Here is a 12,338-nt window from a genome sequence, read left to right as displayed (position 1 = left end):
CTCCTCAAAAGCAAAACTTGACAGCGCCGTAAAAAGTCCGATATCGGCGAACCGCTTCATCCTTCGTCACTGCGGAGCACCCATGTGTACTCCGCAGTGCTCGGGATTCGCAAGCCTTGATCTCAAACTTTTTACGACGCTGTCCGAAAAAACGATTTTTTGCGAGTTCATTACAATCTGAAAACGGCGGATGCTGTTTTCAGGTTTGGAAGAAACGGTTGAGGCGGTAACCGCGCCGGTTTTATTCCGCCGGGATCAGGTGGCAGTGATGCGGTGCCACCTGGACGCTGACCGCCTCGCCGATTTTGTAAAGGCGGGTGCGCATCATACTGATGATGTGGATTTCCCGGTCGGCGGCCAGTTCGATGAAGTAGCTGACCTCGCCACCCATGTAGCTGCGGTCTTTGATGCGGCCCTCGAAGTGGTTCAATCCCTGAACCGGTTTGAATTCCTCTTTGGGAAAGGCATCGAAACGCTGAGCGCGCACGATCATTTCCACCGCGTCGCCCTTGGAGAACCCGCCTTTGTTTTCCGCGAAAAGGATGTCGCCGGTTTCGATCCGGACATGAACGTGGCTGTCGTCCACCTCCACGACTTCTCCCGAAATGAAATTGGAGTGGCCCAGAAAGCCGGCCACGAAGTGGTTGACCGGTTCGTTGTACACGGATTCGGGACCGCCCTCCTGCTGCTTGCGACCGTCTTTCATGACCAGGATTTTGTCGGACATGCTCAACGCTTCGCGCTGATCGTGGGTGACGAAAATGGTGGTGACGCCCAGCATCTGCTGGAGGTTGTCCACCTCGCGGCGCATCTCCTCCCGCAGGTTCTCGTCCAGTGCCGACAGCGGTTCGTCCATCAGCAGGACGTCCGGTTCGATCACGATGGCGCGGGCCATGGCAATGCGCTGCTGCTGGCCGCCGGACAACTGGCTGGGCATGCGGTTCTCCACACCGGGCAGGCGCACCATTTCTAAGGCCCGGGTGACCTTCTTCTCGATCTCGTTTTTGGAGACGTCACGGTATTTGAGGCCGAAGGCCACATTGTCGAAAATGGTCTTGTGGGGAAACAGGGCGTAGTTCTGGAAAATCATGCCCAGGTTGCGTCTGTGGATGGGCGTGTCGTTGATGCGTTTGCCCTTGATGAGGATATCCCCTTCGGTGGGTTCCTCCAACCCGGCCACCATTCGCAAAAGGGTGGTCTTGCCGCAGCCGGAAGGCCCCAGAAGGGTTACCAACGATCCCTCTTCGATATCGAAGTCCATCTTCTCGACAGCCACAACTTTACCGAAGCGTTTCATGATGCCTTTGAACTGTACCATGGGCGGTTTGTTGCCGGTAGCCACGTTCGCCTGTCTCCCTGTTATGCTTGTTTATGATCATCGGACCGGTGCCGGACAACGGTCCGATGATCGGATTTTTTATCTGCCAGGACTTGATGGCCTCGTAAAAATACCATACACGTCATGCCGGACTTGATCCGGCATCCATGATCAATTGAAAGGACTGGATTCCGGCTTTCGCCGGAATGACGAAAAACTTGGAAGTTTAAATTTTTACGAACCCGCTTTTATCCTATCCCACTTCTCCGTCCACTCCACCTGATGGGAATTCCAGTAGGCCGGGTTGGCGAAAAGGTAGCCCTCCAGTTTGCCGGTGGGGTCGAAAGCCGGCATCTTCTTGATCTTGTCAGTCAGCTTGACCTTGGAGGGATCGAGGCTGGGCGGATAATTCTGGCCTTCGGCCACGGCGATGGCAGCGGCGGGCTCCAGCATGAAATTGAGCAGCTTCTGGGCCACTTCCATGTCGGTTCCCTTGAGTACATACAGGTATTCCATCCAGGAGTAGGTACCCTTGGGTGAAAGATACCCGATGGGGTGGCCTTCCTGCTGCAGGGCTGCCACGCGCCCGGACCAGGCCACGGTGGCATAGATTTCTTCGTTGGCCAGCAGGCTCATCAGTTCGGCGCCCGAGGCCCAGTATTTTTTCATCAGGCCGCGCTGTTCGCGAAGCGCTTCCCAGATGGCCTTCATATCGGTCATGTTGTTGGGGCTCTGGCCGGTGTGCAGGGCCGCATACCACATGTTGGTCCGAAAATCGCCGCCCCAGCTGCCCAGTTTGCCTTTCAGACTCTTATCCCACAGCAGCGACGCACCGAGTTTTTCGGCCTTTTCCTTGCTGATGTGCTTGGTGTTGTAAGCGATGCCGGTCTGGCCCAGGTCGTAGGGAACGGCCGACAGGGTGCCCTTGGTGATCTCCCGCAGCGGCTTGATCATGGCTTTCATGACATTGGCCAGGTTGGGAATCTTGGATTCGTCCAGAACCGAAGAGAATCCCAGGTCGGTGTAGCGGGCATAGTCGAACACCGCACTCAAATGAGCGATGTTGAACTCTCCTCCGGGTGGAAAGGAAGCCTTGACGCGGGTAAGAAACGAGTTCATGTCGCCGAATTCGCCGTCGATGACCTCGATGCCGGTGGCTTTGGTAAACGGCTTGAAGGCATTTTCGCGGAAGGCTTCGGAGACCGAGCCACCCCAGCCGTCGAATCGGATGGATTTGGCTGCCCAGGCATTCCTGACGGCTCCGGCAAAGGGAGCGCCGGCCAGTCCGATGGATGCGCCGGCCAGACCCAGGTATTTCAGGAAGCGGCGCCGGCTGAGCTTGCCGTTTTTGTACGCCTCATAGGCGCGATCCAGTTTGTCTGTAGTTACGATGGCCATGGGTTCTCCTTTCAGCTTTGGGTTTTCGGGTTAGGGTTTGAACTTTGAGAATTTTCTGGACAGATAGCCGGCCAACAGCGGGGTGGCGATGGTCAGCACGATCATGACGGCCCCCAGGGCGTTGATTTCCGGGCTGATGGAATTTCTCAGCATGCTGAAGATTTTTACCGGTACCGTCTGGTTGCGTGCCGTGGCCCAGAAAAGGGTTGCGGTGATGTCATCGAACGAGATGGTAAAGGAAAACAGCGCACCAGCCAGAATGGCGGGCAGCAGCAGCGGGAAGGTGACGTCCCGAAAGGTCTGGAAAGCATTGGCCCCTAAAGTCTTGGCTGCCTCCTCATACTCTTTTTTAATGCCCACCAGGCGCGCCTGGACGATTAACAGCACGTAGGGCAAAGTCAACACCACGTGGCCGATGAGCAGCAGGGCGAAACTCTTGGGCTGCTGCAGCCAGCGCAGGAAAAGGAGCAGGGCCACGCCCAGCACCACCTCCGGAATCATGATTGGCGAGAGCAGCAGGGTGTTGAGGGTATTCTTGCCGGGGAACTCGAAGCGGATGAAGGCCAGGGCCGCCATGATGCCGATGCCGGTGGCGATGGCGGCGGTGCACGAACCCAGGACAAGGGAGTTTTTAAAGGCTTCGATAATCGACTCGTTCTGGGCCAGCTTGACGAACCAGCGGAAACTGACGCCTTCCATGGGAAAAATGCCGAACTGCTTGGGATTGAAGGCCAGCACGATGACCACGACGATGGGCGCGAACAGGAATACGTAAACGATGATCGTGTAGAGCCGGATCAGCGTCCATCCCGGAGAGAACTGTTTCATGGTCTAATTCCCCTGAAAACTCTTGAAGATCTGGTTGATCCCAAGATAGCGGTTGTAGGTCCAGACGATGATAAAGAGCAGCGAGAGCAGGATCACGCTGATGGCTGACCCGAAGGGCCAGTCCAGCGTACCGATCACCCGTTTGAAAATCAGGTTGGCGATCATATCGTTGCCCGGGCCGCCCAGGATCATTGGCGGCAGGTATGTGCCGGCGGTGAGCACGAAGACCAGCAGGCAGCCGGCGCTGACGCCGGGAAGACTGAGCGGCAGCGTCACTTCCCGAAAGGCCTGCCATTCGGTGCAGCCCATGCAGCGGGCCGCTTCCAGCAGACTCTTGTCGATGCCCTCCAGGCTGACATAGATGTTGAGTACCATGAAGGGCAGCAGGTACATGATCAGGCCCATGAGAACCGTGAATTCGTTGTAGAGCATGGAAAAGGGCGTGTCGATTATTCCGATCTTGATGAGAACATGGTTGATCAAGCCCGAATCGCCCATGATGTTGATCCAGCTCATGGTGCGGATGATGAAGCTGACCCAAAAGGGCAGCATGATGAGCAGAAGAAAAATCTTTTTGTAGCGGCTTTCGCTGCGGTAGAAAAAATAGGCCGGAATGTAGCCCATGACTACGCACAGAATGACGGTCTGAAAGGCGATGCGAATGGTGCGGATGAGAATTTTCGGATAAAAGAAATCTTCAAAAAACTTGGCGTAGTTTCCCAGCTGAAACGCCGGTATGTCCGCCCCGCTTGGCGCGCGCAGCCAGAAGCTGTATACGACGACAAAACACACCGGTATGACGAGAAGTAAAAGAACGGCGGTCATGGACGGTGCCAGCAACGCCCATGGTTTCCAGCTATCAGATTTCATGAATGCTCGATCCCGGGTAAATGGGTAATCAATGGATGGGTTTAGAAAACCCTACCCGCTCAGTCTGCAATTGTCAAGCCGGCTATTGTACGGCCGTTTTTTTGCGCCGGCAGCAGTTCGGACAATAACTTGGCCGTCTGGACGATCTGGTCGGCATACCGGATGACGATTTCGTCTGCCCGGTGCTGCAGCACCGAGAAATCGAAGGAAACCGCTCCTACAGCGCTTTTGCTGATGGGGTCGATCAGCGGTGCGCCGATGGCCAGCAGGCCGGAAAGATACTCCTCATCCGACGTGGCGTAACCTCGCTGCCTGGCTGCTCTCAGTTCCGACAGCAGTCTTTTTTTTGTCGTGATCGTTTTTTCAGTTTTGGCGGTCAACACCAGTTTGTCGACCCGGTCCTGCATCTCGTCTTCGGGAAGGCAGCACAGGTAGGCTTTTCCCAAAGCCGTGTTGTGCAGGCAGTTTTGAGAATTGTCCGGCAGGCTGTAGGTGAGGGTTTCCTCCGCCTCCCGGTGATAAAGGCGTCTTAAGGTATCGTCCACCACCAGCGCCACGTCGATGCTGATATTGTTTTCCCCATGGACCCGATCCACCACCGTCTGGATTAAGCGCATCCGGTCAGTGGCCCGCATCAGGTTGTTGCAAAGCAACAGGCACAATACGGTGGGACGGATTTCCTTGGTCTTGGCGTCTTTTTCCAGGTACCCCAATTCCTCGAGCGTGTTGATGTATCGATAGGTTGAGGTCATGTTCAATCCCAGGGTTTTGGCGATTTCGCTCTGGGTCAGTACCGGGGTTTCCCCATCGAACAGGGACAGAATCTTCAACCCCTTTTCCAGGGATTTTGAAAAATAGTATTTTCCTTTTGACATTGCGTTTTGGGGGATTTAGAATCGTACTATTATAGAAATAGTATTACTATAATAGTTAATATGGCAGGTTTGCAAACGAATGTCAATTCCTAATTTTAATTCAGCATTGCAGGGGGTGGGGCATGTTGGAACGTAACACCGAATTAAACGTAGTTTTTGAGCATTCGGGGGAAGAGATTCAGGTAACCTTGGAGAGCCTGGTTGCCGCCTTGAACGATTTCCTCGACCATTATGGCGTCAAATCCCTGGTAGGGCCCTCGTTTTACGGGATCATTCAAGCCGGGGAAGGACAGGCCAAGGTCGCCCGGCTGCTGGAGGCCTGCGGTTATCCCGACCGGCCCGACGGATTTTTTGCCGAGCTGCTGGCGAAGTTGGGCAAAGCGGACGGTACCGGTCCGATCGTCATCAACGATGTCGAGCTGCCGCATCTGCTGTTGATGGCCATCCTGGAAGTCATCCTGCCCGGCGAACGGTTCCTCTCCATCCGTTCCACCGAGCAATTGGAAAAGGTGACCAACACCCGGCTGGCCGATGGAGACCGGGCGAACATGCAGGCGGTGCTCGATACCTATCCGGTGCGCCTGTCAATGCATACCATCCGTCAGATGCGGGTCTCCAGAGACGTGGCCTACCAGTACATGCCCTTTTTGGAAGAACTGGATCCCGCCGGACACACCAATACCTGGATCGGCCAGTTCCATCAGGGGCTTTTGGAGCAGATGTATGAAAACCGGGTCATCTTCCTTTTAAATATGAGCTGCCCGGTCTATTGCCGCTTCTGTTTCCGCAAGCACAAAGAGTCTCGCAACGAGGCCAATCCCACCCCGGCGGACGTGCAAAAGGCCATCGAGCATGTGGCCAATTCTCCGAGCATCAAGGAGATCGTGATCACCGGGGGCGATCCCTTCATGAACCGCAAAAACATGGCCACGGCCATCGACGGGCTCATGGAAGTGAAGCATGTCCAGTGCCTGCGGCTGGCCACCCGGTCCATCGCCTACTATCCCCACATGTTTCTGTCGGACGACGGCGAACTGCTGCGCTACCTGAAACGCAAAAATCTCGAGCTTCAGGACCGCGGCAAGCGCATGGAAGTGGCCACCCATTTCATCCACCCCGACGAGATCTCGCCCCAGAGCCTGGAGATCATTTCCGATCTGGTGAGAAGTGGCATCGCCGTCTACGTTCAGACACCCTTTTTGAACGATTGCAACGACCAGGGGCCCGAACTGGTGCGCCTGTTCAGTCTGCTGCGGGGGGCCGGGGCCGAACTGCACTACATCTACATCCCCTGCAGCCCCATTCACGGCAACACGGTTTACTGGGCGCCGATCTCCAAAGGACTGGCCGCGGGCGGCTATCTGCGGGCGCATCTGTCCGACCGCGTCATTCCGCGCATCTGCACGGCCACGCCCATCGGCAAGATGGACTGGAATTCCAGCGGATGGGCGGTGGAACCGGTGGCCGAAAACGACAATTTCATCTGGATCCGCAGCCCCTACACGCCGGACTATTTCAAACAATTCGCCCCCATCGCCAACGAACTGGAAAACATCCGGGTCAACGAAGAGGGCACCATCGACATCCAGTACATGGCCCAGATTGGGGACGAATCGCTCTTTTTGGGGCCGCGCCCCCTGCGCCTGGGCGGCGGCATGACCCCCCAACCGGAAACCACCGATGCGGTCCTGCCGCTCTTAACCGAATGCGGCGGGATCGCCCCGTCGATTGTCCAGACCGGTTCCGCCACCCTGTCGCGGGTCCATGAAACCCGGGTGGAGATCGATGCCGATGCCATGGACGAGGACCTTTACTATATTCGCGGCGACGAGCGCATCACCGATGTGGTTGTCGTATCGAAAACGGATGCCGTCGATTCTGTTTCCCAAATCCGCCGCATCGTGCGGGCTCTGGAAGAGACCCCGCATGTGAATGCGGTGCGGCTGCGAAGCCTGGCCTTCAACTACCAGCCGGAGCGCTTCACCCCGGCGGTTATCGACCAGTTGGCGGCCATGAACCGGCTGACCATGGTCAACCCCCTGCGCCTGGAAATCGAAACCCAGTTTCTGACCGCCGACGAGCTGCGGCCGGAGCACACCCGGCTGGCCCGCCAACTGAACAACAGGGGCATCACCGTTTATGCCAACACCCCGCTTTTGGGTAGAATCAACGATACGGCCGAGGCCATCCACCTGCTGGCTTACACCTGCCGCCAAGCCGGCATCGAGTTCCACCACCTCTACGTGGCCGGGCTGCCGGTCCAGGAGCGCTGGAACCGGGACAATCCAGTGGCCCTGTACGACGTGGTCGACATCGCCACGCGGGTGCGCCGGGAAGGCAGCGGGCGCGAAATTCCCCGCTACATCATTCGCACCATTCTGGGCGAGGTGGATTTCGGCTTGTCTTCCACCATCGTGGGGAAAGATGAGGCGCTCTCCGTCAAGCTGCTGCCCTACGATCTTTCATACTTCACCGCCATGGCTCCGGATTTTGCCTGGCCGGAGACGGTGAAGGAAGATCCCGCCGGCCGGCCGGTGGTGCCGGTGGCCGGTTTACTGAAAACGACGGACTTTGCATTGTCCTGATCAGGAGATCCTATATGTACTACCCGTTCATGCTGTACAACGAGAAGATCGACCATCGTCCGGTATTCGACAACCTGACCGGCGATCCCTTCGTTGCGGATCTTTCACCGAATAGCCCGCTTCTCGAAGGCCTGGATGTCCGGGATCAGAAAGGGTTTCAAAAAGTTCTCGACGAAAAGATGGGAACGACCTACAGCTGGGGATTTGCCCCTTACCTGGAGAATCGGGACACCCTGCTGGGGGATTGCCCCCAGATGGTGGTCGATCAGCGATTCATCCATTTGGGCCTGGATGTGATCGTCGGCTTGGGAACTCCGCTGCATGCCCCTTTGAATGCCACGGTGACCGCAAGCGGATACGAGAGCGGGGAGGGCAATTACGGCGGCTACGTGCTGCTGCAGCATGCCGGCGACCGTTTCGAAACGTTCTACAGTTTTTATGGCCATTTGTGCAAAACCCGCCTGCCGGCTGTCGGGCAGACTTTTGCCGCCGGCGAACCCTTTGCCAAGATCGGCGATTTTCACGAAAACGGGAACTGGTTCTACCACACCCACATCCAGGTCATTACCCAGATGGGCCTTGACCGGGGGTATCTCTCCATGGGGTACTGCGCCACGGCGGATCTGGCGGAGATGAACGATTTGTGCCCGTCGCCCATTGCCCTTTTCAAAAGATAGGCCGGCGATTTCGTTTCCTCATTTTAGGTGCGGTCGATAGACGGCGGTGAGAAAGGTGGGAGACTATCGGAAACTGCCGGATCGATCCATCTCCGTTCGGTTGCGGCCTTTTTGTTTGGCCTGGTAGAGCGCGTTGTCGGCTCTGGAAATCAGGCTTTCCCGCGTTGCGTTGGCAGGGGTGTCGCTGGCGACGCCGATGCTCATCGTGGCCGAGATGTTGTGGCCTTTGTAAGGCATCAGTATCTCGGCCATTCGGCGGCGCATTTCCTCTGCCAGTCCATAGGCGGAGTCCGGATCGATGTCGGTCATCAGTACGATGAACTCCTCGCCGCCATAACGGGCCACCAGATCCGTATTCCGTTTGAATACGGTTCTTAGAAGGCTTGCCGTCAGTTTCAGAAATTCGTCCCCGGCCTGGTGGCCGTATTGATCGTTGATCTGCTTGAAGTGGTCGATGTCACACAGCAAAAGGGTCGGCGGGCGTTGAACCCGTTCGGCCTTTTTCCATTCATGGTCGAGACGTTCGTCGAAATGGCGCCGGTTGTAGAGGCCGGTAAGATCGTCGATGCGGCTGAGCGTATTCAATTCCTCTGTTTTCTCGATCAACAGAAGTTCGTTTTCCAACGCTTTCCAATATTCCCGATTGGCCCTTAAGGTCATCATTACCAGGTAGATGGAAAACAATAGGATGGAAAGGGCCAGCGGCAGGTTGATTTGCCGGACAATCATGACGGCGACGGTCGGAACCAGCATGGAGAAGTTAAAGACCACCGACAATCCCAGGTTGGGTACGAAGGCGACAACACCGCCGGCGCTGAGCCCGGCTGTGCAGATGGCCATGAGCAGTTTGGCGGTGTGCTCGTCATCAAGGGTCATGAAGCGAACAAAAAAGAAGCCCCAGATCATTGCCGTCAACAATACGCTGGCAAAGAAAATGACCCGGTTCAGCTGTCCCTGGGTGCCGTCTGTCCATCTGTAAATCGGGAGATGGATCAGCCGGAACAAGCAGATACCGAGAATCGATGCAAAGAACGCCAGCGAGACATTCGGTTGGCGATGGTAGAAATCGTCCGAAATTAGAATCAACAGGGCGAGCAGAACGTAGAAGACGATTCCCGGGGTCGAGCGTGTCTTGAGATCCCGGATGACCCTTCTGTCGATTTCATCACGGTTTCGGTCTGTCATGGCGTCGACGCTTTCAATTCGATAACTGAAATCGGGTGCCCATTTGCCCTTCAACTGTCGAACGATTCCCCGGCTTTCTTCAGCTTCAGGCTTTGCTTCAGGTAGTTCTCCAGTTTTTTCTGCACCCGGCCGTACACGGTGTCTTGCGGGAAATTTCCCTCAGCGTCGGGGGTGCCGGCTGGCGTTCCGGTGAGAATTTCGATGCCTTCTTCCACGGTCGCCACCTGCCAGATGGCAAACTCCCCTTTTTCGACGGCGGCGATGACGCTTTTCTTGAGCATCAGGTTTTTCACGTTGGCCGCCGGGATCATGACGCCCTGGCCGCCGGTAAGCCCCTTGCTGCGGCACACGTCGAAGAATCCCTCGATTTTTTGGTTGACGCCGCCGATGGCCTGAACCTGACCTTTCTGGTTCACCGATCCGGTAACGGCAATGCCCTGCCGGATGGGAATCCCGGAGAGGCTGGAAAGGATGGCATACAATTCCGTGGACGAGGCGCTGTCCCCGTCTACGCCGCTGTAACTCTGTTCGAAGGTCAGGCTGATGGAAAGGTTCAGGGGGTAGCGCTGGGCGAAGGTACGGCCTAAATATCCCGAGAGGATCAGAACTCCTTTGTCGTGGGTTTTGCCGGAAAGCTTGGATTCCCGTTCGATGTTGACGACGCCGGGTTTGCCCATGTAGGTTTCCGCGGTGATGCGTGACGGCCTGCCGAAGGCGATTTCGCCCATCTGGTAGACGGCCAGGGCGTTGACCTGGCCCACGGCCTCGCCGGCCACGTCGATCATGATGGTGTCGTCCACATAGTTTTCGTGGATTTTCTCCTCATAGAGATTGTAGCGGAAGCGATGCTCCGTGAAGGCTTTGACCACGTGGGCCGATGTCACCAGTTCGGAATTCTCTTTTTTTGCCCAGTAATCGGCCTCTTTAATCACCGCAACGACGCTGCCGAAGCGCAAAGAGAGCTTGTTTTTGCTGTCGATGGCTTTTTCGCCATATTCGACGACGGCCGAGACGCCGTCGGCCGTAAACGGCAGCAGTCCCTCGTCGCGGCAGACCCGGGCGATAAACTGGGCGTAGAGCCGAACGGTTTCATCGGTTCGGGCCACTTCGTAGTCGAAATCCGCACGCACCTTGAAGATTTTGTTGAATTTGGAGTCGTAGTTCTGGAGAAGCTGAAACGGCTCGTATCCCCCCAGAAGAATCACCTTCACGTCCAGTTCCACCGGCTCCGGACGGAGAGAGGCGGTACCCAGTCCCATGTCGCGGGTCATATCTTCGATGAACAGCCGTTTATTTTGAAGGGCCCGTTTAAGGGATTCCCAGACCTGTGGATGAGTCAACACGGACTCCACCTCGAGGATGAGAAAGCCGCCGTTGGCCTGGAGCAGGGAGCCTGACTGCACCATGGTGAAGTCGGTGACCAGGGTGCCCATAAAGGCCTTCTTCTCAATGCGCCCGAATACATTCTGGTAGGTGGGATTGGGTTCGAACACCACCGGGGCACCTTCAAGACCGTTGCGGTCCTCCAGTACATTGACCTTATAGCGGTTCAAGGAGAGTTCCAGGGTGTCGGGCGGCACTTCATTGCCGTTGCCTTCTTTTTGCTGGGGCAAAAAGAGCCCCACATTGTCCACCATGTCCTCCTGCATTTCATCCAGAAACCGGAGCACTTTCTCCTGATCCCGATAATCCTCGCGGATCAGATCCATTCGGTTTTTAACCACGAAGCGGGCCGATTCTCCCGCAAACTGCTGAATTTCCTTCTGCTGGGCCTGATTGATCCGGCTGACTTCAAGCATGGCCGTCTGAATCTCCTCCTGGAAGGCTTGCACGGTCTCTTCGATGGCGGCGCGCTGTTGCTCAGGGAGTTTTTCGAAGGCTTCCTGGGTAAAAGGCTCTTCGCCGTCCATGGGAACGGTCTGGTAGCCGGACGGCGTCTTTTCCACCTTGAGATGTTTTTCCCGGGCTGAGCGGTCCAGGGTTTCGAACTGTGCCTTTTTCCGTTCGCCGTAGCGTTTCTGGATTTCATTGACCTTCTCACGAAACGGATCGGCCTGGAACGTTTTGGGCAGGCGTATCTTCAGATCGCTGACCAGCCGGTTGAGGCTTTTGGCAAAACGGACGGCCTGCCCCGGGGTCAACGGCAGGGACCGCGGCCGGTATTCATCCTTGAAATTATTGATCATGACCCAGTCCGGCGGTGAGGGCAGCGTTATGGCCGCCTTGCGGACGATTTCCTGCACGATCGTGGTTTTCCCGGTCCCCTCCGGACCGGTAACGAAGATGTGGTATCCGCTGCTCTGCATCTCCAGGCCGAAGGTGATGGCCCGCACCGCCCGCTCCTGGCCGATCACCTGATCCAGCGGATCGACATCGGCGGTGGTTTTGAAATTGAACATGGAAGGATCGCAAAGGCAGCGCAGGTCGGCGAGTTGTACTTCGTTTTTTGCGGTCATCTGGGCTCCTTGATAAGGGGTGCACACGAAAACCGGTTCCGGCTACAGGTTGCTCAACGGCCGGTCGGTGTCAAGGGTGAAATGGTACACAGATAGTGGATCGGAGGGGGGGTGTCAAGAATGACGGACTCGTAAAAAAGCCGATA

The 12,338-nt window shown here is 56.4% G+C and carries 9 protein-coding genes; 2 read left to right on the top strand and 7 right to left on the bottom strand.

Features of this window, described 5'->3' with window-relative positions:
* Positions 1–241: 241 nt before the first annotated feature.
* The 5 genes from GN111_RS10230 to GN111_RS10210 all read right to left on the bottom strand — a co-directional run bounded on the left by GN111_RS10230 (position 242) and on the right by GN111_RS10210 (position 5,289).
* Complete coding sequence (locus GN111_RS10230; protein ID WP_231715714.1) at positions 242–1,342, bottom strand: ABC transporter ATP-binding protein; 1,101 nt, start codon at positions 1,340–1,342, stop codon at positions 242–244.
* Positions 1,343–1,552: 210 nt separating this feature from the next.
* Positions 1,553–2,716 (bottom strand): extracellular solute-binding protein, encoded by a 1,164-nt coding sequence (locus GN111_RS10225; RefSeq protein WP_155303665.1) that lies wholly within the window; start codon positions 2,714–2,716, stop codon positions 1,553–1,555.
* A 30-nt stretch (positions 2,717–2,746) separates the two neighbouring features.
* On the bottom strand, positions 2,747–3,544 hold the full coding sequence (locus tag GN111_RS10220) for an ABC transporter permease (protein WP_155303664.1): 798 nt from the start codon (positions 3,542–3,544) through the stop codon (positions 2,747–2,749).
* 3 nt (positions 3,545–3,547) lie between these two features.
* Complete coding sequence (locus GN111_RS10215; RefSeq protein ID WP_155303663.1) at positions 3,548–4,414, bottom strand: ABC transporter permease; 867 nt, start codon at positions 4,412–4,414, stop codon at positions 3,548–3,550.
* 59 nt (positions 4,415–4,473) lie between these two features.
* Positions 4,474–5,289 carry an IclR family transcriptional regulator gene (locus GN111_RS10210; protein ID WP_155303662.1) on the bottom strand — a complete coding sequence of 272 codons (816 nt, stop codon included), beginning with the start codon at positions 5,287–5,289 and terminating at the stop codon, positions 4,474–4,476.
* A gap of 122 nt (positions 5,290–5,411) precedes the next feature.
* Here GN111_RS10210 and GN111_RS10205 point away from each other — a divergent pair, with 122 nt between their 5' ends.
* Entirely contained in the window at positions 5,412–7,874 is a 2,463-nt protein-coding gene (locus tag GN111_RS10205) for a radical SAM protein (protein ID WP_155303661.1), read from the top strand.
* A 14-nt stretch (positions 7,875–7,888) separates the two neighbouring features.
* Complete coding sequence (locus tag GN111_RS10200; RefSeq protein WP_155303660.1) at positions 7,889–8,551, top strand: peptidoglycan DD-metalloendopeptidase family protein; 663 nt, start codon at positions 7,889–7,891, stop codon at positions 8,549–8,551.
* A gap of 63 nt (positions 8,552–8,614) precedes the next feature.
* Here the strand turns inward: GN111_RS10200 and GN111_RS10195 are convergent, their stop codons facing one another.
* Both GN111_RS10195 and GN111_RS10190 read right to left on the bottom strand, forming a co-directional pair.
* A complete protein-coding gene (locus GN111_RS10195; protein ID WP_155303659.1) occupies positions 8,615–9,736 on the bottom strand; it encodes a GGDEF domain-containing protein in 1,122 nt (373 codons plus the stop codon).
* Between the two features lie 50 nt (positions 9,737–9,786).
* Entirely contained in the window at positions 9,787–12,192 is a 2,406-nt protein-coding gene (locus GN111_RS10190; protein ID WP_155303658.1) for an AAA family ATPase, read from the bottom strand.
* Positions 12,193–12,338 lie beyond the last annotated feature (146 nt).

Source organism: Desulfosarcina widdelii, assembly GCF_009688965.1.
In the GTDB taxonomy this organism is placed as follows: domain Bacteria; phylum Desulfobacterota; class Desulfobacteria; order Desulfobacterales; family Desulfosarcinaceae; genus Desulfosarcina; species Desulfosarcina widdelii.
Note: the sequence above shows the minus strand (reverse complement) of the source record. Positions and strands in the feature narration are given on the sequence as shown.